General features: G+C 62.2%; 26 protein-coding genes and 1 riboswitch. Of the genes, 10 read left to right on the forward strand and 16 right to left on the reverse strand.

Annotated elements, in window-relative coordinates:
- Nucleotides 1-221: 221 nt before the first annotated feature.
- From KBX14_RS10595 to KBX14_RS10610, 4 genes are all read right to left on the reverse strand, one after another.
- Nucleotides 222-728 carry a GNAT family N-acetyltransferase gene (locus tag KBX14_RS10595; RefSeq protein ID WP_256042522.1) on the reverse strand — a complete coding sequence of 169 codons (507 nt, stop codon included), beginning with the start codon at nt 726-728 and terminating at the stop codon, nt 222-224.
- Nucleotides 729-855: 127 nt separating this feature from the next.
- Nucleotides 856-1506 (reverse strand): DUF3239 domain-containing protein, encoded by a 651-nt coding sequence (locus KBX14_RS10600; RefSeq protein WP_256042524.1) that lies wholly within the window; start codon nt 1504-1506, stop codon nt 856-858.
- A 10-nt stretch (nt 1507-1516) separates the two neighbouring features.
- Entirely contained in the window at nt 1517-3169 is a 1653-nt protein-coding gene (locus KBX14_RS10605; protein WP_256042525.1) for a DNA repair helicase XPB, read from the reverse strand.
- Nucleotides 3170-3185: 16 nt separating this feature from the next.
- Nucleotides 3186-5261: a helicase-associated domain-containing protein gene (locus KBX14_RS10610; RefSeq protein ID WP_256042526.1), complete on the reverse strand. Its 2076-nt coding sequence runs from the start codon at nt 5259-5261 to the stop codon at nt 3186-3188.
- A gap of 53 nt (nt 5262-5314) precedes the next feature.
- Here KBX14_RS10610 and KBX14_RS10615 point away from each other — a divergent pair, with 53 nt between their 5' ends.
- Nucleotides 5315-5509, forward strand: a complete 195-nt coding sequence (locus tag KBX14_RS10615; protein ID WP_070362866.1) for a hypothetical protein — start codon at nt 5315-5317, stop codon at nt 5507-5509.
- 120 nt (nt 5510-5629) lie between these two features.
- Here the strand turns inward: KBX14_RS10615 and KBX14_RS10620 are convergent, their stop codons facing one another.
- Entirely contained in the window at nt 5630-6280 is a 651-nt protein-coding gene (locus KBX14_RS10620) for a resuscitation-promoting factor Rpf1 domain-containing protein (RefSeq protein WP_305083646.1), read from the reverse strand.
- Nucleotides 6281-6289: 9 nt separating this feature from the next.
- Nucleotides 6290-6465, reverse strand: a riboswitch (cyclic di-AMP (ydaO/yuaA leader).
- 237 nt (nt 6466-6702) lie between these two features.
- On the opposite strand from KBX14_RS10620, the gene KBX14_RS10625 reads away from it, so the two are divergent.
- Nucleotides 6703-7086 carry a cold-shock protein gene (locus KBX14_RS10625; protein ID WP_070362863.1) on the forward strand — a complete coding sequence of 128 codons (384 nt, stop codon included), beginning with the start codon at nt 6703-6705 and terminating at the stop codon, nt 7084-7086.
- Nucleotides 7087-7089: 3 nt separating this feature from the next.
- On the opposite strand, the gene KBX14_RS10630 is transcribed toward KBX14_RS10625, so the two are convergent.
- Nucleotides 7090-7596, reverse strand: coding sequence for a DUF2771 domain-containing protein (locus KBX14_RS10630; RefSeq protein ID WP_070362862.1), 507 nt, complete (start codon nt 7594-7596; stop codon nt 7090-7092).
- A gap of 10 nt (nt 7597-7606) precedes the next feature.
- The gene (locus KBX14_RS10635; RefSeq protein WP_070976442.1) at nt 7607-8392 is read right to left on the reverse strand and encodes a glutaminyl-peptide cyclotransferase; all 786 of its coding nucleotides are present in this window, start codon (nt 8390-8392) and stop codon (nt 7607-7609) included.
- A 47-nt stretch (nt 8393-8439) separates the two neighbouring features.
- Here KBX14_RS10635 and KBX14_RS10640 point away from each other — a divergent pair, with 47 nt between their 5' ends.
- Nucleotides 8440-9111: a DUF3027 domain-containing protein gene (locus tag KBX14_RS10640; RefSeq protein WP_370687099.1), complete on the forward strand. Its 672-nt coding sequence runs from the start codon at nt 8440-8442 to the stop codon at nt 9109-9111.
- 4 nt (nt 9112-9115) lie between these two features.
- Here KBX14_RS10640 and KBX14_RS10645 read toward each other — a convergent pair whose 3' ends face one another.
- On the reverse strand, nt 9116-9817 hold the full coding sequence (locus tag KBX14_RS10645) for a hypothetical protein (protein WP_256042528.1): 702 nt from the start codon (nt 9815-9817) through the stop codon (nt 9116-9118).
- A 135-nt stretch (nt 9818-9952) separates the two neighbouring features.
- On the opposite strand from KBX14_RS10645, the gene KBX14_RS10650 reads away from it, so the two are divergent.
- Entirely contained in the window at nt 9953-11410 is a 1458-nt protein-coding gene (locus tag KBX14_RS10650) for an NCS2 family permease (protein ID WP_256042529.1), read from the forward strand.
- Between the two features lie 9 nt (nt 11411-11419).
- A complete protein-coding gene (locus tag KBX14_RS10655; RefSeq protein ID WP_070479343.1) occupies nt 11420-12259 on the forward strand; it encodes an RNA methyltransferase in 840 nt (279 codons plus the stop codon).
- Here KBX14_RS10655 and KBX14_RS10660 read toward each other — a convergent pair.
- Genes KBX14_RS10660 through serC form a run of 3 tightly spaced genes read right to left on the reverse strand, consistent with a single transcriptional unit; the run spans nt 12219 to nt 15191 of the window.
- Nucleotides 12219-13067: a hypothetical protein gene (locus KBX14_RS10660; RefSeq protein ID WP_256042530.1), complete on the reverse strand. Its 849-nt coding sequence runs from the start codon at nt 13065-13067 to the stop codon at nt 12219-12221. The genes KBX14_RS10655 and KBX14_RS10660 overlap by 41 nt on opposite strands.
- 9 nt (nt 13068-13076) lie before the next feature.
- Nucleotides 13077-14009 carry a septation protein SepH gene (gene sepH, locus KBX14_RS10665; RefSeq protein WP_256042531.1) on the reverse strand — a complete coding sequence of 311 codons (933 nt, stop codon included), beginning with the start codon at nt 14007-14009 and terminating at the stop codon, nt 13077-13079.
- Nucleotides 14010-14063: 54 nt separating this feature from the next.
- Nucleotides 14064-15191 (reverse strand): phosphoserine transaminase, encoded by a 1128-nt coding sequence (gene serC / locus KBX14_RS10670; RefSeq protein ID WP_256042532.1) that lies wholly within the window; start codon nt 15189-15191, stop codon nt 14064-14066.
- A 269-nt stretch (nt 15192-15460) separates the two neighbouring features.
- On the opposite strand from serC, the gene KBX14_RS10675 reads away from it, so the two are divergent.
- The 3 genes from KBX14_RS10675 (at nt 15461) to KBX14_RS10685 (ending at nt 18061) form a co-directional block, all read left to right on the forward strand.
- Nucleotides 15461-16756, forward strand: a complete 1296-nt coding sequence (locus KBX14_RS10675; RefSeq protein WP_070362855.1) for a citrate synthase — start codon at nt 15461-15463, stop codon at nt 16754-16756.
- Nucleotides 16757-16855: 99 nt separating this feature from the next.
- Nucleotides 16856-17215, forward strand: coding sequence for an FKBP-type peptidyl-prolyl cis-trans isomerase (locus KBX14_RS10680; protein WP_070362854.1), 360 nt, complete (start codon nt 16856-16858; stop codon nt 17213-17215).
- A gap of 9 nt (nt 17216-17224) precedes the next feature.
- A complete protein-coding gene (locus tag KBX14_RS10685; RefSeq protein ID WP_070362853.1) occupies nt 17225-18061 on the forward strand; it encodes an aldo/keto reductase in 837 nt (278 codons plus the stop codon).
- An 88-nt stretch (nt 18062-18149) separates the two neighbouring features.
- Here the strand turns inward: KBX14_RS10685 and KBX14_RS10690 are convergent, their stop codons facing one another.
- From KBX14_RS10690 to KBX14_RS10710, 5 genes are all read right to left on the reverse strand, one after another.
- Nucleotides 18150-18956 (reverse strand): DUF1906 domain-containing protein, encoded by an 807-nt coding sequence (locus KBX14_RS10690; RefSeq protein ID WP_070479222.1) that lies wholly within the window; start codon nt 18954-18956, stop codon nt 18150-18152.
- A 19-nt stretch (nt 18957-18975) separates the two neighbouring features.
- The gene (locus tag KBX14_RS10695) at nt 18976-20142 is read right to left on the reverse strand and encodes a YibE/F family protein (RefSeq protein WP_070479223.1); all 1167 of its coding nucleotides are present in this window, start codon (nt 20140-20142) and stop codon (nt 18976-18978) included.
- Between the two features lie 50 nt (nt 20143-20192).
- Nucleotides 20193-21683, reverse strand: coding sequence for a gluconokinase (locus KBX14_RS10700; RefSeq protein WP_070362850.1), 1491 nt, complete (start codon nt 21681-21683; stop codon nt 20193-20195).
- Between the two features lie 21 nt (nt 21684-21704).
- Nucleotides 21705-22244 carry a YceI family protein gene (locus KBX14_RS10705; protein WP_070976095.1) on the reverse strand — a complete coding sequence of 180 codons (540 nt, stop codon included), beginning with the start codon at nt 22242-22244 and terminating at the stop codon, nt 21705-21707.
- Nucleotides 22245-22339: 95 nt separating this feature from the next.
- Nucleotides 22340-22978: a triacylglycerol lipase gene (locus KBX14_RS10710; RefSeq protein WP_256042533.1), complete on the reverse strand. Its 639-nt coding sequence runs from the start codon at nt 22976-22978 to the stop codon at nt 22340-22342.
- A 20-nt stretch (nt 22979-22998) separates the two neighbouring features.
- Between KBX14_RS10710 and KBX14_RS10715 the strand changes: the two genes are divergently transcribed.
- Both KBX14_RS10715 and KBX14_RS10720 read left to right on the forward strand, forming a co-directional pair.
- Nucleotides 22999-24216, forward strand: coding sequence for an alpha/beta hydrolase-fold protein (locus KBX14_RS10715; RefSeq protein WP_256042534.1), 1218 nt, complete (start codon nt 22999-23001; stop codon nt 24214-24216).
- Nucleotides 24213-26624 carry a bifunctional lysylphosphatidylglycerol flippase/synthetase MprF gene (locus KBX14_RS10720; protein ID WP_256042535.1) on the forward strand — a complete coding sequence of 804 codons (2412 nt, stop codon included), beginning with the start codon at nt 24213-24215 and terminating at the stop codon, nt 26622-26624. Before KBX14_RS10715 ends, KBX14_RS10720 begins: the two co-directional genes overlap by 4 nt.
- Nucleotides 26625-26694 lie beyond the last annotated feature (70 nt).

Genomic DNA, 26694 nt, shown 5'->3' on the forward strand with positions numbered 1-26694 from the left:
AAGCCCGCCCGCGCTGATGGTACTGCACCTGGGAGGGTGTGGGAGAGTAGGTTACCGCCGGCCTATAACTTCATTTTCCTGTGTGTGGTGGGTGTCACTGTTCCCGTTGTGGGGGTGGTGGTACCCACCACACTCTTTTTTGTGCACCCACACACAACAAACAAACGGGGATGTATCTAGAGAGGCTCGCGTCGAGAACCCCGCCGCGTTGAGTTGAGAAGTCAGGAGAGGCGGTAGACCTCGTAATCGTTCGGTACACCCGCACCATGGACGTGGTGGAGTCCGAGCCTCAATGCTAAACCGATCGATGCCTCATTAGTGGGGTCGATGATAGCGATGATTGGAAGCTGCGGGAAGCGTTCCTGTGCATTGGCAATCGCCGCTGATGCGGCCTCCTTTGCGTATCCCTGGCCCTGAGATTCAGGGGCGAATCGGTAATAGAGGTTGAGTACCTGTTCACCGGCTTCCTCACTGTGGCGTACTCCAGTAAACCCGATGGTTGTTCCGTCAATCGTGGACACTACGTAGTAGCCAAGACCCTGTTCATCCCAGTTTTCTTGCCATGTGCGCGCCAACTCCTCTGCCTCTTTGCGGTTTTTCATCGCGAGGTCGGGACGGTGTTGATAGGTGCGGGCGTCGGCGTGGATCCTAAAAATGGCGTCTATATCTTGGTCCGTGGGAGGAGTGAGGATAAGGCGAGGGGTGCGAAGGGGAAAAGCATCGTTCATCTTGGGTCTCCGTTCAAAGTGTTAGGCTTCTCAGGCTACCTGGCCTCAATGGCTGAGGCATGGCGCAAGCAATACGCCCCAGGGCTTGAGCATTCCCTGGGGCGTACGCAGAGGTGAGGATGTCGGCCTAAAGAGCTATGAGCTCATTTCTAGACTTCTTGACTAGATCCTCGTCGCGGATAGCTTGCTTGAGGGCGCGCCACTGATCGTCGGGGATGTAGTCCGTGGCTTGTTTGATAACTTCCTCGGAAGGGGTGCCCCACGCGATTGGCATCGGAGTAATCGTTGCCCAGTGGGCCTTGTCGCGGGATGTGCGCTGGCCTCCCACAGCGACGCACGGAACTGCAGCCCCAACCTTTGGAGTGACGCCGGGGATCCGTTGCACCACAGTTGAGGTGAGCGCCCATTCGGCAGGGGACCGCTGGTCAACGACTGTGTTTACTAACGCGGTGAGGGTAACTGTGGTGCCCTTGTCATCGGTGATGACAGCGGGAGAGAGGGGGTTGGCGTCGTAAATTGCTTGGGTACGTGGAACCGCGCGAGGAATAGCAAGACCGACGATCAGCATGATGGTGCCGAAAAAGATAAGGGAGAGGGATCCGAGTAGGCGCCAGGGGGAGGTCGGGTCGACGAGGAACCAGACTATGACGCCCGCGATGAGGCAGACGACGAACAGAGCGATGCTTGAGGTAACGAGGTTCTTGGTATTTCGAATAAGTTCGTTGTGTTCTTTGGCGTATTCTTCGTCGACGTTGAAGCGGAATGGTTGTTCAGTCATAGGCCACAGTCTATAGGCCGCGTTTGAGGTCTGAGGCATCCATGATGCGATAAGCGTAGCCCTGTTCGGCGAGGAAGCGTTGGCGGTGCATGGCGTACTCGGCGTCCAGGGTGTCTCGTGTGACCACGGTGTAGAACAAGACCTCGCTGCTGTCTGGCTTGGGTCGAAGGAGTCGGCCGAGGCGCTGGGCCTCTTCCTGGCGGGAACCGAAGGTGCCCGACACCTGGATGCCCACCGCTGCTTGGGGTAGGTCAATGGAGAAGTTCGCCACCTTCGATACGACGAGGGTGCGGAGCTCGCCCTGGCGGAAGCGCTCGAAGGCTTCTTCGCGGGCTTTGGTGCTGGTGCGGCCGTCGATGAGTGGGGCGTCGATCTGCTGCGCGATGTGGCGCAGGTGGTCGACGTAAGCTCCGATGATGAGCGTCGGTTCGCCCTCGTGGCGGGCGAGAATGTCCTTGACCGTCGAGAGTTTGGCTGATGCGGTGGCGGCCAGGCGGTAGCGCTCGCGTGCGGAGGCCGTCGCGTAGCTGAGGCGCTCTTCTTCCGTGAGCGTGGTGCGGACCTCGATGCATTCGGCGGTGGCGATGAAGCCTGCCATTTCGAGTTCTTTCCAGGGGGCGTCGTAACGCTTGGGGCCGATGAGGGAGAAGACGTCGTCTTCGCGGCCGTCCTCGCGGATGAGCGTTGCGGTCAGGCCGAGACGGCGGCGGGACTGGAGGTCGGCCGCCATGCGGAAAACGGGGGCGGGGAGGAGGTGGACTTCGTCGTAGATGATGAGGCCCCAGTCGGTGGTGTCGAAAAGCTCGAGGGCGCGGTATTCGCCCTTCGTTTTCCGGGTGACGACCTGGTAGGTCGCGATAGTGACCGGGCGGATCTCCTTCTTTTCGCCGGAGTACTCACCGATTTCTTCCGGGGTGAGCGTGGTGCGGCGCAGCAGCTCATCGCGCCACTGCCGCCCGGCGACAGTGTTGGTTACAAGGATCAGCGTGGTCGTCTCTGCCTGCGCCATCGCGGCGGCGCCAACGATGGTTTTGCCCGCACCGCACGGCAGGACCACCACGCCTGAGCCGCCCTCCCAGAATGCTTGAGAGGCGTACTGCTGGTAGTCGCGAAGCTCCCAACCGTCAAAGTCGAGTGCGATGGGGTGGGATTCGCCGTCGACGTAGCCTGCGTGGTCCGCCACCGGCCAGCCCGTCTTGATCAGTTCTTGTTTGATGCGCCCGCGTGCAGACGGGTGTACGCCTACTGTGTGCTCGTCGAAGCGCTGGCCAAGAAACGGGATGATGTTCTTGTTGCGCGTAATCTCATCCAGGATTGGGGGCTCTTCCGTGGTGAGGATGAGCCCGCGTTGTGGATCGTTGAGTAGGCTGACGCGTCCGTAGCGCGCCATCGTCTCCGCAATGTCGATGAGGAGCGGCTGGGGGACGGGGAACCGGGAATAGCGCTCGAGGACATCGATTGCGGTCTCGGCGTCGAAGCCGGTGGCGCGGGCATTCCACAGCGCAAGTGGGGTGATGCGGTAGGTATGGACGTGCTCGGGTGCGCGCTCGAGTTCAGCGAATGGGGAAAGCGCTGCGCGTGCTTTCGCTGCGTCCGGGTGCGCGATTTCAAGCAGTACGGTTTTATCGGACTGCACGATCAGTGGGCCGTCCCCAAACGTCATTGTTGGACCTTTCTTTCTACACCAGCGTCACAGTGATTACGCGCCGCAGTGGTATGCGGATCACGCGCTGCGTGGCCGTGTCCTGCGCATCAATGACGCCGACACTCACCGTCAACGGGATGACCGTTAGGGTGTGCTGCGCGCCCTGCGAGTCCGCGTACTCAACCTTGACGCGGCGACGGGCGCGGGCTGCTGCACGAAGCATATCAGTCGTTGACGTTTCGCTGACCCCGGAAGGTTGGCTCGTATCCGAGTTGAGGGCGGCAACAATCTTATCGACGTCCCCTTCGCTCAGAGAGGCGGTTCGGGGGAGCGAGGACGGTGTTGCTCGCACCAGTGTTGGTTCCTCCGCAAGCGTGATGGAGGCGCCGTGGTCGTCTTCGGCGGTGGGCTGCAGGCCCGCGGCTTGCAACTCGTGGAGCAAGCGTGGCAGCGGAAGCGGGCTGACGGCGACGGTCGGCGCCAAGATCCGCAGATCGGCGTGCTCGGCCGCCACGGCGAGGAGGGCAGGGTCGGCGCAGCGGATGTAGCTCAGCCCGCTGCCGGCGCGGATTGCGCCGTGGGTGCGGGAGAGATCATCGATAAGGAAGGTGATGGCCTGCGGAACCTCGCCCATGATGTGCTGTTTCAACCATGTGTGCAGTGAGTCGGCGTCGTGCCCACGGTCGAGGGCGCGCTTCAGGGAGGCGTCGCTGATGCGCCACATGCTGGCAAGGCCCGGCGATTCAAGGTCGGCGATATCTTCGACGACGGCGGCGGTCGCCGCATCGAGCGGCCCCGGGGCGAGCAGTGTCATGTCGCCCTGCGCGATGAGTTGCGAGACCTCCGCGGGGACGAGCTGCTTCGCGGCCTCGACGACGTCGCCGTCGTTGAGAAGTGCAAGCAGCGGTGTCGACGGCGAGCTCCCCACGCCGCCAATCGCGCCGACGAATGCGGCTTCGGCGATGGTGGCGTCGATAAGTTGGGGCGAGAAATTCGCTGCCATGAGCGGTACGTGGAACAGTAATCGAGCCTCCTGGTCGGGGCCTGCGTACTCGACGATGCGCCTCCGGGCATGCCTGACGTCGGGGTTGTGGGTGGGCTCGGAAAGGAGGCGGTGCTCCGGCGTCTTGTCGGTGCGCCAGGGCGAGGCGAGCCAGCCGGCGAGGAGGATAGCCCACTGGTCGGCGAGCGTGGCGTCCAACCAGGAAAGAGCGTCGTGGGTGGCCGCGAGTACGTCGGCCTCGTCGGTGCTTCCACGGCCGAGAAGGCCGGCGGATTCGCCCGTGGTAATGAGGAGCGCAGGATCGAAACCGAGGGCCTGCGTTAACCCCGCATGTGCGCGGACCCCCAGGGAGCCGTCCTTGTTCAGTGCGACCGGGGACTCAAGTAACAGGAGCAGCAGCTGGCGGAGCTTGCGCACCGCGTCGAGGCCCGCGCCAGTCGCGTTGCGGTCGATCGTCGGCTGATCTGGATCGTTGACGGCAGGGGCGTGCTCGGGGAACTCGCGCGGTGGCAGGCCACGGAGGACGTCGCGGACGGGGCGAGGTAGGCGAACCGTTGTGGCGTCGACGCGGATGAGCAGCCCTTTCGCAATGAGTGTTGCAACTGGCGTCGTGGGATCCGCGTCCGCCGCGGCGGCCCTCGTCGTGCCGACGGAACCTGACGCCGCTAGCGTATCCAGCACTGAGCGCTCGCGGGCGCTGAGTCCTTCCAGCAGCCCGTCGAGGTTCGGTGGGGCCTGGTCCCCGAGGCGCCAGCCCGACGGCAGCGCGGAAAGTGCCCCTGGTGCGACCTGTACAGCAGTATCCGGGCCATAGATGAGCGCCATCGCACGGAGACGCTCGGCGGCCCCGGGAACACGCGCTGCTGGGACACTGTTGGTGTCGACGGGAGAGAGCTCGGCGCCGACGTCCCCGAGCGCTTCCAGAAGTCGCAACTCGGCAGCGTTGAGACGGCGTAACGCTCGTGCTGCAGACCCAGCCAGCGACAGCCGCGTCCCCAGCGAACCCCAGGATGGCGGGGTGGGGTAAAAGGCGTCTGGCCTGAGATAAATGAGCTCCCGGAGTTGTTCGGGGCGCATCGTGCGGAGCGCTTCCTGGAACGTAGTCATAGCGTTGGCTAGTGTACGTGCGATTTTTGCCCAGGCGTGAAAGAATAGTACGCATGGCTAAAGACGTAGAGAAGATCGGTCGCGCGAACCCGGCGTGGCCCACCAACACCCCTGGTAATGGTTCGCCTGTCACCGAGCTGTCCTCGCAGCTTACCGGTGCATCTAGCCCGTTTGGGGACGAGCTCGTGCTCCCACTCCCAGCGGAAGAAATCGGGTACGTCCACCCAACGACGCGAATCAACCGCTAAGCGTTCAACCTTTCGGCCAGCCCTGAAAGAGTGGGCTGGCCAGTCCCTATGCCCCTTTCATAAAGCAAAACAAACGTGCCCGCCACAAGCTTTCTGTGGCGGGCACGTTCTATTGAGTGCTTAGCGGTTCAGCAGTGCTGCGCCGATAGCGGCGAGATCGCCCGAGCGAACAGCGTTGATCAGTGCAGCGTTCTGGCTGTAGAACGCATCGTAGTTCGCGCGGTTCGCAGCGTAGGACTGCTGGATGTGCGCCGGAATCGCGAAACCATAGTTGCTCAGGGAGCTGCCGAGCTGACGGTACAGGGCGTCAACTGGGTTCTCTGCCTGGCGCTGGGCTGCGTCCGGGGATGCAACGGCAGCGCGTGCAGGAGCAGGTGCCGGTGCGGCAGCCTGTGCGTCGCGATTTGTCGCAGCGGAGTTCAGTCCAAGGCGAGCGGAGCATGCTGGCCATGCGCCCCAACCCTGCTGTGCCAGGGTGCGCTCTGCAACGATGATCTGCTGCTCACGGGATGCCAAGTTCGCGGTTGGAGCGAACTGGCCGCCACCGAATGCCTGCCAGGTGGACGCGGAGAACTGCAGGCCGCCGTGGTAGCCGTTGCCGGTGTTGATTGCCCAGTTGCCGCCGGACTCGCACTGTGCGAGACGGTCCCAGTCAGAGTCAGGCGCTGCCGTGGCCTCTGGGGCCATCAGTCCAGCGAACGCCGCGGTTGCGGCTGCGCCGGCGAGTGCCTTCTTGGTCAGGGAAGTGGTCTGCTTGGAATGGCGTCCCATTGAAATACGATGTCCTCTCTTGTTGTCGCTTGCGAAGTAAGCTGTCGGGTTCGGGCTGAGGCGCCCGGTTGCAGTAGCAACTTCACCCCAAGGAAGCTCCGGGAGGGAGTTTCCGAAGGTTGGGTCCTCCGCTTCTGTTGTTTGTGTAATTGTGCGAGGCGAACAGAACTCAGCGTGCCTCGTTTTCTTGCTGCGGGACAGCCTAACGCTTTATAACGATTTAGTCACGCTCCGGGCACTTTTTGGGGTCGGTGTCGCGGACGCGGGGAGACTGGTAGGGCCGTTTGGCCTGTTCACGAGCCAAATTAGCGCGAGTGTGATTTGTGGCACTTTCTTTCGTGTTGGGGCTCGAACGGGCGATACGACTATGATGGATAGCCACTGCTGAGTCTGCATAGAGAACAGAGAAGGAACGAAGACTAATGCCAATTGGAAAGGTGAAGTGGTTCGACGCCGACAAGGGCTTCGGCTTCGCATCCAACCCTGGAGACGACGACGTATTTATTTCTAAGTCGGTGCTCCCGGATGGTGTGGATGAGCTTGTGCCTGGACAGCGCATCGAGTTCGACTTTGCCGCAGGCCGAAAGGGCCCGCAAGCGCTGCGCGTCGCCATCTTGGAGACGCCGAAGCGTCGCCCCGTGCACCGTAGGAAGCCAGAAGAACTCGGAAGCATGCTTGCCGATGTGATGACGCTCATCGAGTCCGACGTGCAACCGGCGTTGACGGCTGGGCGCTACCCTGAACGCAAAGAGGCTCGACAGGTTGCGGGCATCCTGCGCGCAGTGGCGAAGGAGCTTGACGCCTAAGCGTTATTCAAACGCGACCGACCATGTGGCGACCACCGGGATTTCTTCCCCGTGGTCGTCATTTTTTACAGCCAGCGTCGAGACTTCAGCAACGAGGAGTTTCGCCCCGCCTTCTTTGACGGCAGGAGCGGTCTCTTCGGTGGTCTCGCCCGCCTGGTGGAGGCGCTCTTCGTTGGCGGAGGGGTCGTCGTAAATGAGGAGGAGGCGCCAGCTGCCCGCAGCGATATCTGGGTCGATGCGGAATGTGAGTTCGTCGGAGCCATCACGTGTGAGTGCCGGTGGCTCACCGCCGTCACATTGCTCATCGAGGGGGCAGAGCGTGTAGGGGGCGATCTCGTGCTCGCCGTCGGATGCAGTGACGTGAATCCGAAGGTCTTCTACGGGAAGACCTGGCTGCGAGCGCTGCCAGTTCATGAACGCGTACACCCCAGCGAGCAGGATAGCGACGGCGAGAACTGTCGCACCGAGTTGGAGTGCAAGGCGAGAGGAAGCACGGCGGGAAGCAGTCATGAGCGAAATTCTACTGGGACGGGACCAGCCGGACGCGGTAGAGGTCAGGCCAACGCTTGCCGGTGAGGTAAAACTCGTCGGTGCCAGGGATATGCGCGATCCCGTTGAGCACATTGTTTATGTCTTCGTCGGCGTTGTTGGGAAGAGACGACGCATCGATTCTGGCCGTGACGTGGCCGGAGGTGGCGTCGATACGCACGATGTCGGTGGTTGTGAAGATGTTTGCGTAGACGTCGTCGCCGACGCACTCCAACTCGTTGAGACCCTCGACGGGTTTGCCTTGGTCGGTGACTTCGAACCGCGCAAGCTCGGCGAGCGTGTCCGGGTCCATGCGGCGCAGCTCGGCGGAACCGTCGGAGAAAATAAGTGCATCATCGGTGGCGCACAGCCCCCACCCTTCGCCGTCGTAGTGGGCGGTATCGACAGTTGCTAGGGACGCTGCATCGCGGCGAAACGCGGTGCCCTCCTGCCACGTCAGCTGCCAAACCGAATCTCCGACGCGGGTCATGCCTTCGCCGAAGAACACGTCTGGCAAGGCAACCTCGCCCAACACGTCGCCTTCTGCCGTGAGCCGATACATACCGGACGCTCCGTATTGGCCGGTACTGACGAGGAGCGTGCCGTCCTCATCGACTTCGAGGCCCTGGGTGAACAGGGCAGGGTCGTAGTCGTAGCGTTGTACGATTTCGGGTTTCAGCTGCTCCACCTCGGTGGCAGCTTCATCGCAACCACTCACAGTGAGCAGCACCAAAGGACACATCAGGATGGACCAAAACCGTCGGGAGTGAACACGCATACGTCCATCATGCAGCATTTCCCCAGAAATGGGCCATAATGGAGAGCGTGTCTCAGAACAAGAACTCTTCACCACTGCTGAGCGACAAAGCAATTGAGGTCGCGCGAGAGGCCATCCTCGAGATCGCGGAAGGCGAGGTCGGCGCGCACATCGGTGTCGCTGGGCTCTCGAGCAACGTGGCCACGCACCGCTTCGAAGCGAGCGTGCCTGGCTACAACGGGTGGGAATGGAACGCGGTCGTCGCGTGTGCCACGGGCTCAACATGGGTGACCGTCAACGAGGTCGCGCTCATGCCGGCTCGCGACGCGCTGCAGGCGCCGGACTGGGTGCCGTACTCCGAGCGTCTTCGCCCCGGCGACCTCGGCCCCGGCGACATCATGGAGCCAGCGCCTGACGACGAGCGCCTGACCACAGACTCCTTTGCAAAGGATGCAGTGACGTTCCCAGGCAGGGAAACTGACCACTACCTCACGCAAGAAGGCCTCAATGCGGCGAAGACGCGGTGGCGGAAGGGCAAGTTTGGCCCTAATTCTGCGTTCGCCGAGCAGGCAACGCTGCACTGCCGGACCTGCGCGTTCTACATTCCAATGGAGCACCCAGTGGGGGAGAACTTCGGAGTGTGCACCAACGAATACTCAGCTGATGGCCGCATCGTCGCTGCATCCTACGGCTGCGGTGCCCACGCAGATACCAAGGCGCCGCGCCACAACGGGAAGTAACCCGCTAGAGCAATGATGCCCGCAGCCGCCGGGTTTCATTGATCTCGCGGTGCGTCGGCAGTAGACCGCGCGAAATCATTCGGGGGCCAGGCTTGGGTGTGCCATACTCCTGCCATTGCTCGACAAGCCGGGCACCGTGCACAGCATCGACGGCCCACGTCTCCTGGTGCATCAGATCGAAGCGTGAGAAGCCGTCGTGCGCCTCATGCGTTTCGACGCCCGCCTCCTCCAACACACGCACAACCCCCTCCAGCGCGTATGATCCAGCGGTAGCAGGGTGCCCGGAGAAGACCGCCTGCGTGGCGCTTGGAAATGTGATCAGTGGTTGGAGGAGTGCGGAGATGATGCGGCCGCTGGCGTCGGCAAGCAATCCGTCGTTGGTGCCCAGCGTTGCCGATGCGTGCAACTGCCACCCGAGGTCCGGCCCGTGCCTGTTCGGCTGCGCGCGCTGATCCCGGATTGGCTCCGCGAACATGGTGATCTCCGTGGAGGGCGCAGGCGCCGGGCGAAGCGTCAAGGACACATGGTCTCCCCTGACGTGGACGACTGCTTTGCGAGGGCCCATAACCTGGCTGACCGTAACGCGGAGGCGTTCAAACTCCGAGTGCGGGATGCCGCAGCCGCGAAGCTTCGAAGTGAGCAGATCCGCATCTGCAACCATGCCTTGCGAAATGACAAAGCTGAATACATCCACTTTGGGCTCCAAGTCGAAATTATTAGGAAGTGTGTGCACTAAGGTAAAAGTCTATTGCAGGCTTTTGGCAGATAGATTTCAGCCGATGCATGCAACAACTTTGCTCTCTTTCATAACTTCCTCAACGAACTAAAGGGGATCTTCGCAGTGAGTATTCCAAGCGAATCTTCAACGAAGCAGCCCGCTAGCGGGCTTGATAAATTCTTCCATATCAGTGAGCGAGGCTCGAGCGTCGGCCGCGAAATCCGCGCCGGTATCGTGACCTTCTTTGCGATGGCGTACATCGTGCTCCTGAATCCTTTGATCCTGGGCACGAGCCCCGACCGCGAAGGTGTCGTGCTTGGTATCCCGCAGGTAGCTGCGGTGACGGCCCTTGCCGCCGGTGTGATGTGTATCTTGTTCGGCGTTATTGCTAAATATCCGTTTGGTATTGCTGCGGGCCTTGGCCTGAACACACTCGTTGCAGTGACACTCGTTGGGCAACAGGGCCTGACCTGGCCAGAGGCCATGGGCCTCATCGTGATTGACGGTATTATCATCTGCATTCTTGCGATTTCCGGGTTCCGTACCGCCGTCTTTGAGGCCATCCCGAACTCGATGAAGGTGGCAATGAGTGTCGGCATCGGCATGTTCATCGCGATGATCGGTCTGGTGGACGCTGGGTTCGTGCGCCGCATCCCTGACGAGGCACACACCACCGTCCCGGTGCAGCTGGGCTTCGGTGGTTCGATCGCCTCGTGGCCGACGGCTGTGTTTGTCATCGGCCTGCTCATCTGTGGCTTCATGGTGATCCGGAACATTCCGGGTGGGCTGTTCATCGGCATCGTCGCGACGACGATCATCTCGATGATTGTGGAGTCCTTCGTCGGTGCAGGCTCGTCCGCTGAGAATGACCACGGCTGGTCGCTCGCGGTCCCTGCGCTTCCGGATTCTTTGGGTGGCATCCCGGATCTGTCCCTCGTGGGCAAAATCGACATGGTTGGTGCCTTCGTTGAGGTCGGTGTCGTCGCCGCCAGCCTCCTGGTCTTCACCCTCGTGTTGGCGAACTTCTTCGACGCAATGGGCACCATGACGGCGCTCGGCCGCCAGGCCGGCCTGACCGACGAGAACGACAACCTGCCAGGCATGAAGAAAGCCCTCGTTGTTGAAGGCTTCGGCGCAGTAGTCGGTGGCGCGTTCTCTGGTTCCTCGAACACGGTGTTCGTGGACTCGTCCGCCGGCATTGCTGACGGCGCCCGCACCGGCCTCGCAAACGTGGTCACCGGCATCCTGTTCCTGCTGGCGATGTTCCTCACCCCGCTGTACGAAATCGTCCCAAGCGAGGCCGCCGCACCGGTCCTCGTCGTGGTTGGCGCGCTGATGATGATGCAGGTCAGCAACATTGACTGGACCCGTTTCGCCGTTGCCTTCCCGGCCTTCTTGACCATCATCATGATGCCGCTGACCTACTCGATTGCCAACGGCATCGGCGTCGGCTTCATCGCGTTTACCGTGATGGCGCTCTTCGCTGGCAAGCGTAAGGACATCCACTGGATCATGTGGCTGATTTCTGCGCTGTTCCTGATCTATTTCGCACAAGGACCGTTGATGTCGCTAATCTCGTAAAGCGTGAGCATAGTTATCGACGACCCCTCCGACCCCCGGCTTGACGATATCCGCGACCTGAAGCACTCAGACCGCGAGAAAGGCCTGGTGTTTGCGGAGGGGCCTCTTGTTGCGGGACGCCTTGTGGAGTCCCGCTTTCCTGTCCGCGCGGTGTTCGGCTTCGGTGGCCGCCTCCAGTCTTTTTTGGAACAGTACGGCGAGCGCCTCAAAGCGGAAGGAATACCGGTCTACGAGATCAGCCGCGCAGTGATGGGGGAGGTCGCCGGCTACGACATGCACCGTGGGCTGTTAGTCTCCGCGGATAAACCCGAACCGCTGAGCGTCGAAGACGTCGTGGCAGATGCCCGCACCCTGGTAATTCTTGAGGGAGTAGGGGACCACGAGAACATCGGCTCCATCTTCCGCAACGCCGCCGGCATGGGCGTTGATGGCGTGCTGTTCGGTGCCGCCACCGCCGACCCGCTCTACCGGCGCAGCGTCCGCGTATCGATGGGCCATGTGCTTCGCACCCCGTTTGCGCACTTTGGCGGCACCCCAACCACGTGGCAGCGCGAGCTCGCACAGCTGCAGGAACAGGGCTGGTGGCTGGTGTCACTGACCCCTGCGGACGATGCCGTGTACCTCTCAGAGGCACTTAACGATCACGAGAAGGTGGCATTTCTCGTCGGCGGGGAAGGCCCTGGGCTCACGCAGCACGCAATGCGTGCGACCGATGTGCGCGCGAAAATCCCCATGGCGCCCGGAACGGATTCACTCAACGTGGCCACGGCTGCGGCGATTGCGTTCTACGAGCGCCAGCGCGACCTCATCAGCCGCGGTCTGCGTGGCGGATTTTCTCCGCAATCGTAGCCTTCAGATCGCGGGCGCGGCGACGTAGCCCGCGGCCAACGCGCTTTGCTGCTGCGACGGAGGCGTCGGCAAGCTCGGAAAACTCGTCACGCTCTGCCTCTTCGTCGTGCTGCTCGTAATCGTCGTACGTGTTGGTCTGCTCGGCGAACTTCGCCGCTACCTCGTTGACAGTCTTGGTGCGTGGGGCAGGTGCCTCGACCTTCGGCTCCGGGCGGCCATCCACCGCGTAGCCGATGATGTGCACATCCGGACCGCCCTCGCCGACCTCGATACCCAACCACGCGCGCTCAGCCTCGCGCATCAGCGCTGGCGGCTCGAACGGTAGCGAAATGCCGCCGAGCTGGGGTGCGGTTTCCCCGGCCCAGTACGGGGCCTCGAACGGGTCCGGCAAGCCGACGTCCTCGAAGACGTGGTCGCGGGTGGCAGAGAACGCGCGGCGCAGCGTCTCACCCTGGTAGTGGGCGATCGCCGCGTAGTCCGAATCGGTGCCTTCCGCGTAGACGTAGGTGTCAGCGCTAGGCAGTGCGGTGCGCAGCGCCTTGGCGGTTTCGCTGATGCGCTCGGCGTCCGTGACAAAGAAACGGACAACCGCAACTCCCGGGTACCCCGCGATGTAATACTCGTCCACACCAGGAACCGAGGAACGATTCAGCGGGAACTGGCCAATCGGAGTAATAGGCCACGCCGGGTTAACCTGTGCGAGCAGCTTTCGGCCGAACCCACGGTCCGCCTTCGGCTCGCCCTCGAGCACCTCCTCCGGGTGTGCGACGTTGACAAACCAGCAGGTAACCACGGCGTTATGAGACATAGCGGGGCCCTACTTTCGCGACCGCTTCGTGTTTGTCCGGACCCCCAACAGGACATCTTCCCAGTGCGGAGTTACAGCTTTTCGACGCCTCTTCTGCGGCTGCGGTGCCTCATCCGGGTGCTGCAAGAAGTCACCGGTCGCGATTGCATCCTCGTCCGAAGCAGCGGGGGCATCGGTGGCGTCTTCGCCCTCATCGACATCGACGTCTTGATCGATAGCCGTGAGTGAACGAACCGGCTGCACAAAATCCGGGTCCGTGAGGTCTGCAGCGATGGAGTTTCGCGCCTCTGTCGTCGGTGCGGAGCCCATCTGGCGGTGGAAAGACCACAGGGCCTCGTTTTCGCTTAAGCCTGCCTGCCACCGGACATGCACCACCCAATCATCGCCGGGCTCACGGGTTGCGTCCCAGGTGGCGTCGCTAAGCGAATGCCCGCGGGCAGCGAATGCGGTGGCGAGGATTTCGAACAGCGTCAGCTTCGCTGGGCCGTCCTCGCGCATCGGGTGCGACTGCTTTGCGGCCTCGGCAACCTGCGAGCGCTCCAGGAGCACCGGGTGGGCGTACGGGTCGATCCGGCTTTCAGCCACCCCCATCTCCTCAGCCAATTCGGACGGCTGGGTGCCGGAGCGGATGCGCGCCTGGATCTGGTTCGGGCGCATCGAAAGCGGGGTGGAGTACAGCGGGTCCGGTTCCGGCAGGCTGCGGGGCTTCTCCTCGGAGGCTGTCTCCGCAGCGTCCTCGGAGTGCTCGTCACCGAGTGCATTGTCAGCGTCAGCGGATGGTTCCTGCGCGTCCGGTGCAACCTCAAGCTCAGGCTTGGTGGATTCCTCCTCAGCCACGGCCTGCATCTCGGAACGCGCGAGCTGGTAACGGATGCCCTCGTCATCTCGGAGGACGAAGAACGTCTCCGTGGACTCCTCATCCATGAGGTACAACTCGCGCATGTGGCTCCTTTCCGCTGACAAATACCTCCACCAGCTTAGCCCATTTGTTCTGGACTACTTCTGGCCCACGCCCTGTTCGATCAGATAGTCAATAGACTTGGTCAGGTGCTTGACGTCCTCGGACTTGATTGCAGGGAACAGACCGATGCGCAACTGGTTGCGGCCAAGCTTGCGGTAAGGCTCCGTATCCAGGTAACCATTCTGGCGAAGCGCCTTAGCCAGCTCAGCTGCGTCGATGCGCTCGTCGAAATCGATCGTACCGACGACCTTGGAACGGGCAGCAGGGTCCTCGACGAACGGCGTCGCAAACTCGTGGTTGTCAGCCCACTTGTACAGCAGGGAGGACGACGCCGTCGTGCGAGCAACCATCGCATCCAACCCGCCGAGCTCGTTCATCCAACGAACCTGCTCCGCCAGCATCAACAGAGGGCTGATTGCCGGGGTGTTGTACGTCTGGTTCTTCCGTGAGTTATCGACGGCCGTCTGCAAGTTCAGGAACGCGGGGATGAAGCGGCCAGACGCCTGGATCTTTTCAATGCGCTCCAGGGCGGCTGGGCTCATCACGGCGAACCACATGCCGCCGTCAGAAGCGAAGCACTTCTGTGGCGAGAAGTAGTAGACGTCCAACTCGTGCACATTGACGGGGAGGCCGCCGGCGCCGGAGGTAGCGTCGATAACTACGAGTGCATCGGTGCCCGGGCGGCGAACTGGGACCATCGCGCCGGTGGAAGTCTCGTTGTGTGCCCACGCAACGACGTCGGCGTCGGCGCCGTCGAGCTCGTGCGGCGAAGGTGCGGTGCCGGGTGCGGAGTCCACGATCTGCGGATCAGCCAGCCATGGTGCGGCGGCCGAGGCCTTCGCAAACTTTCCAGAAAACTCACCGAACGTCAGGTGTGCAGACTTCGTCTCGATGAGGCCGAAGGTAGCGGCGTCCCAAAAAGCGGTCGCGCCGCCGAGCGAAAACACGATCTCGTAACCCTCAGGAAGCTTAAAGAAGTCGTGCAGACCCTGGCGGACCTCACCCACAAGATTCTTCACAGCTGGCTGGCGGTGAGAGGTACCAATGATGTCCGCGCCCTTCGCGATAGCCTCTAGCTGCTCCGGGCGAACCTTTGAAGGGCCGCAGCCAAAACGCCCATCGCTAGGAAGCAGAGCTGGGGGAAGAACCGGAAATGTTTGCATGACAGCCTTTCCTGTAACAGGGGGTAGAGAAACTTGACGACGCCACTCGCGTCTCACTGCATCTTATTACCCAAAGACGCGCGCGGGGCGCCTTTCGCCAGCTCTTTTCCGGATACTTGAAAATCGAACAAATGGGGGTGTGGTGGTCAATAGATTTATTGAGTTGTGTCGGGCGAGTCACATTTTTTGCTAGCATTGCGGGAGTAAATTGCAACCTCCTTGCATCCCGCAAGGAATAGGGTTTCCGAAACTTCTGAGAAAGGTTTGCTATGGCTTCTGAAGGTCAAGACAAAGCTGTACTTCACTACCCAGGTGGCGAATTCGAAATGGACATCAAGTCCGCCACCGAGGGCAACGACGGAGTGGTGCTAGGCAACCTCCTCGGGGAGACTGGGCTTGTCACCTTCGATCCGGGCTACGTGTCCACTGGCTCGACCGAGTCGAAGATCACCTACATCGATGGCGCCAACGGCATTTTGCGTTACCGCGGCTACGACATCGCTGAACTGGCGCAGAATGCAACGTTCAACGAGGTGTCGTACCTCCTCATCAATGGCGAGCTTCCAACGACGGATGAGTACAAGAAGTTCAACTCCGAGATTCGTCACCACACGCTTCTCGACGAAGACTTCAAGGCCGCGTTCAACGTCTTCCCGCGCAACGCACACCCAATGGCGGTGCTGGCGTCGTCCGTGAACATTCTTTCTGCTTACTACCAGGACCAGCTGGATCCGCTCGACGAGGAGCAGCTGGACAAGGCAACCGTTCGCCTGATGGCGAAGGTGCCGATGCTGGCGGCGTACGCATACCGTGCATCCCGCGGTAAGCCGTACATGTACCCAGACAACTCGCTGAACGCACGCGAGAACTTCCTCCGCATGATGTTCGGCTACCCAACCGAGCCGTACGAGGTCGACCCGATCCTGGTGAAGGCTCTGGACAAGCTGCTGATTCTGCACGCAGACCACGAGCAGAACTGCTCCACCTCCACGGTCCGCATGATTGCTTCCGCGCAGGCGAACATGTTCGTCTCCATTGCAGGCGGCATCAACGCGCTGGCAGGCCCGCTGCACGGTGGTGCAAACCAGGCTGTGCTCGAGATGCTCGAGGACATTAAGGACAACCACGGCGGCGACGCCACCGACTTCATGAACCGCGTGAAGAACAAGGAAAAGGGCGTCCGCCTGATGGGCTTCGGCCACCGCGTGTACAAGAACTACGACCCACGCGCAGCGATCGTCAAGGAGACCGCACACGAGGTGCTGGAGCACCTCGGTGGCGACGAGCTCCTGGACCTGGCGATGAAGCTCGAGGAGATCGCGCTGAAGGACGACTACTTCATCTCGCGCAAGCTCTACCCGAACGTAGACTTCTACACCGGTCTGATCTACCGCGCGATGGGCTTCCCGACGGACTTCTTCACCGTGCTCTTCGCCATCGGCCGTCTCCCGGGCTGGATCGCACAGTACCGCGAGCAGCTGGCGATGAACTCCAAGATCAACCGTCCACGCCAGATCTACACCGGCTACACGAAGCGCGACTTTGTGCCGCGTGACCAGCGATAATCTCTAGCGTTCACCGCCGGGTACGTATCTTCCTTTATACTTTGGGGATATGTACCCGGCGGTTTCGCCATGAATGAACGACGCAAGGAGTATTCACGTATGGAAAAGCCCACGATTGAGGTACCTGAAGCACCTGCCCCAACGGACCTTGTCATCGAGGATCTCGTAGTCGGCGACGGAGCCGAAGCTGTAGCAGGCGGTTATGTGCAGGTGCACTACCTGGGTGTTGACTATGCAACCGGTGAAGAGTTCGACTCTTCGTGGGACCGCGGCGAGGCCGCGGAGTTCCCGTTGGCTGGCCTCATCGCGGGTTGGCAAGAGGGCATCCCGGGGATGAAGGTTGGCGGTCGCCGCAAGCTGACGATTCCGCCGGAGAAGGCGTACGGCCCTGCTGGTGGCGGCCACCCGCTCTCCGGCCTGACGCTGGTGTTCATTATCGACCTGCTTGACGCGCGCTAAGGATTCGATATGCGCATTCCAGTGACAACACTCAACGACGGTTATGATTTTCCGCTGCTAGGTCTGGGCACTTACAAGCTGCAAGGTGAAGACTGCGTCAACATCGTGCGGCGAGCTATTGAGTTGGGCTACCGCCACATCGACACTGCCTCCTTTTACGGCAATGAGGAGCAGGTTGGGCGCGCGGTCGCCGACGCGATTGCGGCCGGTGATGTGACTCGCGAAGAGCTATTCATCACCTCGAAGCTATGGAACGATGACCAGACTCGTGCAGCGGAAGCCTACGAGGAGTCGCTGCAGCGGATGGGGCTCGAGTTTATCGATCTCTTCCTCGTGCACTGGCCGTGGCCGCAGCACGGGACCTTCGTGCAAGCGTACGAATCTTTGGTGCAGCTGCAGGGCATGGGCCGGTTGCAGTCGGTAGGCGTGGCGAACTTCTATGAAGAGGTGCTCGATGAGATCATCGCGCACACCGGCGTCGCGCCAGTGCTCAACCAGGTGGAGCTGCACGCAGGGTTTACTCAGCAGGAGCTGCGCGCCTATCACCAGGAAAAGGGGATTGTCACCGAGGCGTGGGCGCCGCTCGCGCGAGGCGCGAACCTTGACGATCCGGTGTTTACTCGCCTCGCCGAGAAGCACGGCCGGACCCCGGCGCAGATTGCGCTCGCGTACGTGATGAGCCTGGGATGCTCGGTTGTGCCGAAGACGGCGAATCCAGTTCGCCTCGAGGAGAATCTCGGGGCGGTCGAGGTCGAGCTTTCGCAGGAAGATATCGCAGCGCTCGACGCGTTGAGCGGCGAGCGGATGTCGAATGACCCGCGCGAGTTCCCGGGAGACCCTAGCTAGCACAAACGCAAAGACCCCGGTGCGGCGAGCCTTTACGCTCTGTGCACCGGGGTTTTGCCATGTCCTGGTGACGCTACTTTGCGTGATGCTACTTCGGCAGCAGCGCGCGCCAATCAAAGCGTGATGAAAGCTGGGAGCTGCCCAGGTCGCCAAGGGTGAAGCCGGGGCCACGTCGCCCAGGGGTCCACTGGCCCCAATCGGCGCTGTAGACGTTGTTGATGTCCACCGTGACGCCGTCGATCACTCCGGTCCACTTTGCTTTCTGGTGGATGTTTGCGCGCGGGTGCAGTTTGCCGCCGGAGCCCCAGTCGTGCTGCCAGAAGAACGAGCCGATGCCGTCCTCGATGCACCACTGGATCACGTTGATGTTTCCGTATACACCGGTCTGGTAGCCGCCAAGCGTCAGCGCCGCGGAGAACGCCCGGAGGTAGGGGCGGATCTGGTTCAGGTACTGGGAACGCGAGGGGTTGTCGTCGATCGCGATGTAGATCGGGCGGCCGGTTGGGCCGCCGGCGGAGGCGTGGAGGCGCATCGCCTCCGGTGCGTGGCGGGCGGCAGCAGCGGCGCCGCCGAGCCAATCGGCGGTCTCGGCACGGCCGAACTGGTAGACGGACGCCGTGGCGAGGTCGTTCGCGGCGAAGTCCTGTGTTTCGCCCAGCGTGACGGGCTTGCCCAGCATCCAGTTCGCGCCGGGGCGGCGCTCCGACACGTAGCGGACAGCGCCGAGGTGCCCGGCGGCCTTTACTGCGCGGCCGGACGGAACCCCGCCCGCGTAGTCGATCACAGTGCCGAGGACGCGGCCCTGGGCGTGGGCTTGCGCGGTGAAGCCAAGGGTTGCGCTCGCAAGTGCGAGTGCGGTGGTTTGAAGGAAGCGGCGTCGATTAAAAGTAGTCACACCCGTAACTCTAGCAACATTACTGTTGGGGTTGGGGAGCTCGGATTGTCCACGCGGCAATCGCCGTGGTGATCGGCACTGCCAGGACCAACGCGATCGCGCCGATACTCGAGCGCATGATCTCGGTGGCCACCACGTCGGAGGTGAGCACCTGGGTCAGCGGCCGGTCGGCGACCTGGAGCAGCATCGACAGGGGGAGGGCAGCGCCCATGTACGCCAGGACCAGGGTGTAGACCATCGACGCAATGTGGTCGTGGCCGACCTTCATAGCGGAGGCGAACACGGCGCGGGGCCGCGCGTCGGGCGAAGTCTCGTAGAGCTCCTGCACCGTTGAAGCCTGCGCAATGGTGACGTCGGTGAGCACGCCGAGGGCACCGATGATGAATCCGGCGAGCATGATGCCTGGCACTTGCACCTGGGGGAGGTACATGTGGATGAGGAGGTTGTTTTCGTCGGCAAGGCCGCGCAGCTGCGTCGTATCGATGGCGAGGCGCGCGGCGAGCGCCGCGAGCCCCAGCGCGGTCAGGGTGCCAGCCAGGGCTGACGCGGATTTCCAATTCCTGCCGTGCACAACAAAGATGACAGGGAAGAGCACCGCGGCCCCCGTGACCAGCGAAAGTCCGACCGGACTGTAGCCGAGCAGCAGTCCGGGAACCAGGAAGCCGAAGATGACAAGCAACGTATACAGTAGGCCGAAAATCGCGCGCACCCCACGCCATGCCCCAACCACAACGACGACCAGCAGCGTGAGCGCGAGCCACAGCCCAAGCGGTATCGAGCGATCCATGTCAAGGAAGGAGTACGAAGTCTCGGGGTTGCGGTGCACCGAGAGCACCACACGGTCACCGACCGAAAGCTCCGGGGTACCCGGCTGCTGCGCTGTCTCGATCGTGGTGGTTCCCCCGGACTTGAGCTCGACGCGCAGGAAGTCGCACTCAGGGTGGTTCGGCGTTGCGACGCCACCACAGGGAGCGACCGAGTGCTCAATGACGGTGGCCTTGACGGTTTCCGCCGTCGACGTCTGGGTCTGCTCAAACCCGGGCAGGACCTCTGGCTGCTTGCCGCCCGGCCACAGTAGGGCGAGGCCCACTACCGTGGCGATGCCCGCAATCGCGAGGAACGCTACGAGCGCGCCGCGTGCCGTGCGCAGCGGGGATGGCGATGACTGGGTTGCGTGGCGTGCCAACGAAGCTCCCTTGTGAGAACAGTACTGAGACAATCAGACTGATTGTAGAGCTACTGTACAACTAACGTGCGGTACGCAGCCTCGAAGCGGTCGCGGAGCTCCCTGAAGTACTCGGCGTGTGCATCCACGTTGCGGTGTCCTTGGCCGAACGGCGGGGTCGCTCTCTTTACTTCAGGGGCGATGTCTTCCAGCGCGATGAGCACGGTACCGCGCAGGGTGGCGCGCTTCATCTCCAGGGGGACGACGTCGCAACCAAGCGCATCGGCGAGCACCGACAGCCACGCCGGGTGGTCGGCCGTGACGCGCCCGGAGGCGACCACGCGCTCGGGGAGTGCGCCTGCCTCCTTGAGCTGCTCGTAGACGCGAAGATACGACATCGCGATGCCTTCAAACACGCCCCGCCACAAATCAGCCGGTGTAGTTGCCGCGGTGACGCCCAAGAGCTGCGCTTGCGCGCTCGCGGCCCAGCCGGTGGAGCGCTCGCCGGTAAAGAACGGCAGCACTAGCGGGGCGCGCTCTGGGCCGGCAGACAGCACCGCGGCGATCTCATCCGGGGCCACCGGCTGGATGGTTTCCTCGAGCCAGGTGACGGCACGCCCGACGTCGTTGAGCGCGCCGCCCAAGATGGCCTTGTCTCGTGCGATGCGGTAGCACCACAGTCCCTCTGGGATGCGAGCTGGCACCTCCGGGAGTATGACGCGCATCGCGCCGGAGGTCGCCGCGGCTACCGCGATAGTGTCGGGGCCGGTCGCGCCGGGGCCGACATTGGACGGCCAGCCGTCTGGGATGCAGTGGAACCACGCAACCCCATTGAGCGCGGGCCACGCGGTGTCATCCGGGTAGTCGGGTTCGTCGGGGAAGCGCAGCGGCTGGATCATGTCGTGCGGGATGTCGATGGCGTCGAGAATCTCGGTGTCGAGCTTCCCCGTGTGCGCATTGGCGACGCCCGACCACGCCGCGGTAGAGACGGCCAGGCCATGGATGCCCGCGAGCTTGTGGTACACGTACTCGCCGATCGTCATGATCGTGGCTGCGCGCGCAAACTCGGGCAGCTGCTCCTTTGCCCAGGCGAGGCGCGCCGGGTGGTAACTCGTGTGGAGGCGCACGCCGGTGCGCTGGTGGTACTCGGCCTCGTCGATTGTGTTGCGGAGCTGCTCGACGTAGTCGCGGGATTGCGAATCGGCGTAGGTGTACAGCGGGGTCAGGGCGTCGCCGTGGGCGTCGACAAGGAGGAGGCTCGAGGCGAACGAGTCCATGCAGACGGCCTCAATGCGCAGGTCATGCGCTGCGGCGAACGCGACGGTGTCGTCGATAACCTTGCGGACCTCGGCGACGACCTGGTCGGCGTCGATGGTGCTCGCGCCGTCAGCGGTGGTAGTAAACGCGTGCGCAACGCGCTGCTTCGCGCCCTTGACGGGGCGGCCGGTGGCGTCGTAAAGGCCGCCGCGGCTCGCGGTAGAGCCGACGTCGATGCCGAGGACGTACGGCCCGCGGGAGTCCTGTACGGGGACCGACATGGTTGGGATCTTCGAAGCACTCATGCCTCGATGGTACGGCAGAGACTAGGCGCTCTGCTTGATCGCGGAGCCCTCAATTTCAATGGCGACCTTCTCACTCACGAGCATGCCGCCCGAGTTGAGCGGGGCCTGGAAATCGATGCCGAAATCGGTGCGGTTAATTGACGTGCTGGCCTCGAACCCGATGCGCGTGTTGCCGAACGGGTCCTCCTCGACGCCGAAGGTCTCAACCTCGAACGTGACTGGTTTCGTGGTGCCCTTGATGGTGAGGTCGCCCGTGACGGTGCCGTTGCCGGCATTATCTACGTTGAATGCCGTGGAGGTGAACGTCATTTCCGGGTGCTTCTCCACATCGAAGAAGTCCTCGCCGCGCACGTGTGCGTCGCGGTCCTCGTTTCGGGTATCGACGCTCGCGGTTCGGACGGTGCCCTGTGCCGTGCTTGCTGCCAGATCGTCGGTGAGCGTGATGGTGGCGTCGTGGTCGGTAAACTCGCCGCGGACCTTCGTCACCATCGCGTGGCGGACGGTGAAGCCGATGGAGGAGTGTGCCGGGTCGAGCTTGTATGTACCGGTGAGCTGAGACATGATTCCTACTTTCGTTGACGTATCATCAAAAATGATTGTAGGTGCGAGTGTAGGTGATTATTGGTGACGTATCAACAATGTAGGGTTGTTGCTGCTCAGCTGTGGTCGGAAGGGACTACCCTGAGCGCCGCCAGGATCTCATTCGTCCGCAAAGGGAGCGCCGCATGCGGTACACCAGGTACCTCGATCACATCGCCCCACCGTGACGACCACGCTGGAACAATGCGGTCAGTATCCGAAACGATAGAGACGATTTCGGTACCGGAAGGGGCCACTGGCTCCTCCCGGAAATGCTCCAATTCGACGAACGCGTCGCCAGCCACTGCCCGAACAAGTCCAGGCGGAAACAGACGCGCAATGCCGTGCGTGCCACGCCACGAGGCTCCGAGGCCCACGATCGTGCCGCAGCGCGCGGCGATTTCGCGCAACTGAACAGCCCTCAGCCCGATCAGCGCGCCATACGAGTGCCCCACAACATCGACCTGCTGCGCAGCCAGGCTGTCGAGGAACGCCGCAATCTCTTTGGACGAGGCGTCGATACCTGCCGTTGCCCGATGGCCGTAGCCAGGCGCAATCAACCCAATCCCATGTTTTTCCAGTGCGTGTGCAAGGCGGCGGAAGACAAAAGGGGAGGAACCAGTGCCATGGAGGGCCACAACGATGCGGCCTGTTGTCTGGGAGTTCGCTGTTGAAGGGGATGGAAGTATCCGTGGCACGTAGGAAAGCAACGCCATAGCGTCTTAAACTACTCGCCGTGGATGCAATCCGTTCGTTATCCGTGGTCAGCACAGGCGCGACCTGGGCGATCTACCTCTCCTTAGCTGCTTCCGTGGTTGTCGCGTTGTGGTACGGCCGTCAGCACCGGCGCATTGCACTCGCAATCGCGGCAGCGCTGCTCGTAGCGGCGTACCTGTTGCTCGCGGTGTGGCCGAAGCCGTTCCCGGATGCAATTCCGTGGCACATCTACGCCAGCTGTGCAGCTGCCGTGTTCGTGGTGGCGACCATCTTCTTGGCGCCGCGGTGGCGGTGGCGCCTCGCCCCGCTCGCAGTGATTCCTTTGATGCTGGCGTACCTCGCGGTCAACCTTGTTTATGAGCAGTACCCGACCCTCGGGTCCTTCCGCCCGGTCCCGGTCACCGTGTCCATGAATTTGGATCAGTTCCGCGAAACGACGACCGCCCCGACCCTCGACGGCAGGGAAGTGGGCGCCCTAGTGACCCTGCCTGCCCCACCGCTGCGCGATGCAATTGTGTACGTTCCGCCCGCCTACTGGCATGGCGAGCACCTACCGGTCCTCGTGCTGCTCGCGGGAAGCCCCGGCAGCCCAATCCGGTGGTTTGACGAAGGCGGGGCGCAACAGACGCTCGACGACTACCAAGTTGCACACGACGGCGTAGCCCCCATTGTCGTCAGCGCGGACGGCACAGGAACAACCACGGGGAATCCCGGGTGCGTGGACGGCCCGGATCTACAAATCCAAACCTACCTGGCCCAGCAAATTCCACAGCTGGTCAAGGACAATTTCCGTGTGAAAGAAGACCAACGCACGTGGGCAATCGGTGGGTTAAGCTACGGCGGCACGTGCGCACTCCAAGTGATTACCAACGATCCCACGGCCTACGGGACGTTCCTTGATTACTCGGGTGAGGCTGAACCGAACCTAGGCGGGCACCAACGAACCGTCGACGTGCTGTTCGGCGGCGACGAGGCAGCGTTCCAAGCGGTGAACCCGGAAACGCTCCTTCAGGAGGCAATCGGGACTGCGACCTACAAGGGAATCGCTGGAAGGTTTGCCGCCGGCAAGCGTGACCAAGAGGCTATGGCAGCGCTTCCGCACCAAAACGAGCTCGCGCAGAAAGCCGAGATGAGCACCACATTTCGCTCGCTGCCAGGTGGGCACAGCTTCGAAGTGTGGCGAGTGGCGTTGCGCCAAGACATTGACTTCGTTGCTCAACGCGGAGGAATTCAATGAAACACTTGATCAGCACCTGTTTGAGGAAAGTTCCAGTCACGCTCGGCCTCTTGAGTATTGCGTGGGCCACGTATTTCGCCTGCGTATTGTCGGGTGCGGCCCCGCGGGAGGCTTTCGGATTGCGCCTTCCCGTTGATCCCGAACTTTGGCACCGGGTCACCGCAGGGCTGACCGCAGGTAACCTCGTCGGGCTCATCCTGGCCACTGTCGCAGCGCTGCTATTCGCAGTGCCGGCCGAGGCATGCCTTGGCTCTGCTCGCTTCGCGGTTGTGGCGACGGCTTCCGAATTTGTAGCGCTGCCCATAGGTTTCATCGTTGGCAGCGCCGTTGAACGGGCAGGCTTTAACCTGTGGGGCCCAGACCTTGCCAACGAGACCTTTGTGTCTCCGGTCGCGTGGATCTTCGGGCCCGCCGCATTCGCCACTGCCTTCATGGGCGTGCTGTGGCGACGCCGCCTCCGCTTCGTGATGCTTGCGATGATGACGACCCTTGTGCTCTACGACGGTTCACTCTCAGGCGTCGTTGCACTTGTCGCCATTGTCGCAGGAGCCGTCGCTGGCGTCCTTGTCACGGACACAGGTACGCCACGCAGAATGTCGCTGCGGGAAGCACGGGTCCTGGTGGCTGCCCTGTTTCTCAGTGTTGCAATCGGGCCAGTAATCACGGCGATCAACCCCGCCGCGCAAGGCCCTTTCGCAGGGGTGAGCAAGCTGATGTGGGAGCCGACAGTCGCAGGGCATCTAGTAGCCCAGCGGTGCGCTGACGCTACATCCGTCGCTTGCGCGGAAGCGATGGCGGTAAACAGTCAGCATGGTCTCGGACCCTTGCTGATGAACGCCTTGCCTATCGTTTTGTCAGCCATCCTTGCACTGGGGCTCGTGCATGGCAGGAAACTGGCATGGTGGGCAGCCGTCCTCGTCAGCGTTGGATCCATTGCGGTTATCTGCTGGCAAACAATCGGTGGGGGAGCAGACGGCTCTACCGCTGTGAACACAATACTGGTAGTTCTCCCGTGGCTGGTCACCATTGCAGTCCTCATTGCCACTCGCCGCCGGTTCACGGTTCCGTCCAACTGGTACCGTGGCGCGGCGATCATAGGAGGGACGTGGTTAGCAACCGCAGCACTGTGGACCTGCGGAGCCTGGGTTGTGCGAGACGGCATCCTCGGAGGAGCGTCGATAAGCGCGCTGCTTGCTGAGCTGCCGAACAGGTACCTCCCACCCGTGGTAGCTGTGCTGGCTCCAACGCATGCGTTCCCCATCAGCTCCGTGGCGTGGATCTTCTACGAATGGGTGGGAATCATATTCTGGATTACCGCGCTGATTGCACTGTTTGAGGTGCTGTCCGCGCCGCCGTCCGAAGCACACGCGCAGGACCGCCAGCGAGCCCGGGAGATTCTGGTCCATGGGTCCGGTGACCACCTCGCGTGGATGGGGCTGTGGGAAAGAAACCGCTACTTTTTCTGCGGGACGGACTCCGGCGACGGAGAAGGCGTCGTCGCGTACCGCGTCTCCTACAACGTCGCTGTCACGGTCGGAAGTCCCGTGCACCGAGGCACGATGACAGAAGAAGCCGTTGCCAGTGCGTTTGAAGAGTTCGCCGCAAGTCAAGGCTGGAGAGTCGCGTGGTATTCAGTGCCCGGCACCTTTGCTCGCCCCGACTTCCGACGCATCCACGTCGCCGAAGAATCCATGTTGTTGACGGATAACATCGAGTTCAAAGGCAAGAAATTTCAAAACATCCGAACCGCGCGCAACCGCGCAGCAAAAGAGGGAGTGCGCGCCGTGTGGACTAGCTGGGCCGAAAGCCCAGTGGAAATGCGTGAGCGCATCGTCGCGCTCTCAGAACAATGGGTCGCGGATAAAGCGCTTCCAGAAATGGGCTTCACCTTGGGAGGGCTCGACGAGCTCCGCGACCCGGACACCAAACTCCTCCTCGCAGTGGGCGACGACGGCAGCCTGCACGCAGTGACGAGCTGGCTGCCCGTCTACGAGGGCGGCGCCCTCGTCGGCTACACCCTTGACTTCATGCGCCGCGACGCGAACGGGTTCCGGCCAGCCATCGAATTCCTTCTCGCGGAAAGCGCCCGCATCGCTGCCGAGCAAGGACTTGGATGGGTCTCCCTCTCCGGAGCGCCGCTGGCTCGAACGGATGCGCCGGAATCACTCGTAGAAATCATCCTGGATAAGGCCGGTGCGACGATCGAGCCACTCTACGGCTTCCGCTCACTCGCTGCCTCGAAGCACAAATTCCACCCGACACACCAAGGCTGGTACCTGCTGTACGAAGACGAAATGTCACTCGCCAATATCTCGCTAGCAGTCATTCACTGTTACCTGCCGGACATGAAGAAGTCGGACATGATGACCGTGGTCAAGGAGTTCCTGGGCCGGCCAAATCTGGGTTAAGCGACAAAATGTGTGCTTTTTTGGATATGGATTCCAGGTCCTGCCTGGGCCTACGGCGGGACAGTGCTCG

This window comes from Corynebacterium sp. CCUG 61414 (genome assembly GCF_024453945.1).
Lineage (GTDB): Bacteria > Actinomycetota > Actinomycetes > Mycobacteriales > Mycobacteriaceae > Corynebacterium > Corynebacterium pseudogenitalium.

What these genes read in the sequence shown, in the direction of transcription:
- KBX14_RS10710 (WP_256042533.1), bottom strand. Translation starts at nt 22,978, where the DNA reads ATGGCGTTGCTTTCCTACGTGCCACGGATACTTCCATCCCCTTCAACA.
- KBX14_RS10600 (WP_256042524.1), bottom strand. Translation starts at nt 1,506, where the DNA reads ATGACTGAACAACCATTCCGCTTCAACGTCGACGAAGAATACGCCAAA.
- KBX14_RS10615 (WP_070362866.1), top strand. Translation starts at nt 5,315, where the DNA reads ATGGCTAAAGACGTAGAGAAGATCGGTCGCGCGAACCCGGCGTGGCCC.
- KBX14_RS10705 (WP_070976095.1), bottom strand. Translation starts at nt 22,244, where the DNA reads ATGTCTCAGCTCACCGGTACATACAAGCTCGACCCGGCACACTCCTCC.
- KBX14_RS10630 (WP_070362862.1), bottom strand. Translation starts at nt 7,596, where the DNA reads ATGACTGCTTCCCGCCGTGCTTCCTCTCGCCTTGCACTCCAACTCGGT.
- KBX14_RS10635 (WP_070976442.1), bottom strand. Translation starts at nt 8,392, where the DNA reads ATGCGTGTTCACTCCCGACGGTTTTGGTCCATCCTGATGTGTCCTTTG.
- KBX14_RS10605 (WP_256042525.1), bottom strand. Translation starts at nt 3,169, where the DNA reads ATGACGTTTGGGGACGGCCCACTGATCGTGCAGTCCGATAAAACCGTA.
- KBX14_RS10620 (WP_305083646.1), bottom strand. Translation starts at nt 6,280, where the DNA reads ATGGGACGCCATTCCAAGCAGACCACTTCCCTGACCAAGAAGGCACTC.
- KBX14_RS10700 (WP_070362850.1), bottom strand. Translation starts at nt 21,683, where the DNA reads ATGAGTGCTTCGAAGATCCCAACCATGTCGGTCCCCGTACAGGACTCC.
- KBX14_RS10675 (WP_070362855.1), top strand. Translation starts at nt 15,461, where the DNA reads ATGGCTTCTGAAGGTCAAGACAAAGCTGTACTTCACTACCCAGGTGGC.
- KBX14_RS10625 (WP_070362863.1), top strand. Translation starts at nt 6,703, where the DNA reads ATGCCAATTGGAAAGGTGAAGTGGTTCGACGCCGACAAGGGCTTCGGC.
- KBX14_RS10685 (WP_070362853.1), top strand. Translation starts at nt 17,225, where the DNA reads ATGCGCATTCCAGTGACAACACTCAACGACGGTTATGATTTTCCGCTG.
- KBX14_RS10595 (WP_256042522.1), bottom strand. Translation starts at nt 728, where the DNA reads ATGAACGATGCTTTTCCCCTTCGCACCCCTCGCCTTATCCTCACTCCT.
- serC (WP_256042532.1), bottom strand. Translation starts at nt 15,191, where the DNA reads ATGCAAACATTTCCGGTTCTTCCCCCAGCTCTGCTTCCTAGCGATGGG.
- KBX14_RS10660 (WP_256042530.1), bottom strand. Translation starts at nt 13,067, where the DNA reads ATGTCTCATAACGCCGTGGTTACCTGCTGGTTTGTCAACGTCGCACAC.
- KBX14_RS10610 (WP_256042526.1), bottom strand. Translation starts at nt 5,261, where the DNA reads ATGACTACGTTCCAGGAAGCGCTCCGCACGATGCGCCCCGAACAACTC.
- KBX14_RS10680 (WP_070362854.1), top strand. Translation starts at nt 16,856, where the DNA reads ATGGAAAAGCCCACGATTGAGGTACCTGAAGCACCTGCCCCAACGGAC.
- KBX14_RS10720 (WP_256042535.1), top strand. Translation starts at nt 24,213, where the DNA reads ATGAAACACTTGATCAGCACCTGTTTGAGGAAAGTTCCAGTCACGCTC.
- sepH (WP_256042531.1), bottom strand. Translation starts at nt 14,009, where the DNA reads ATGCGCGAGTTGTACCTCATGGATGAGGAGTCCACGGAGACGTTCTTC.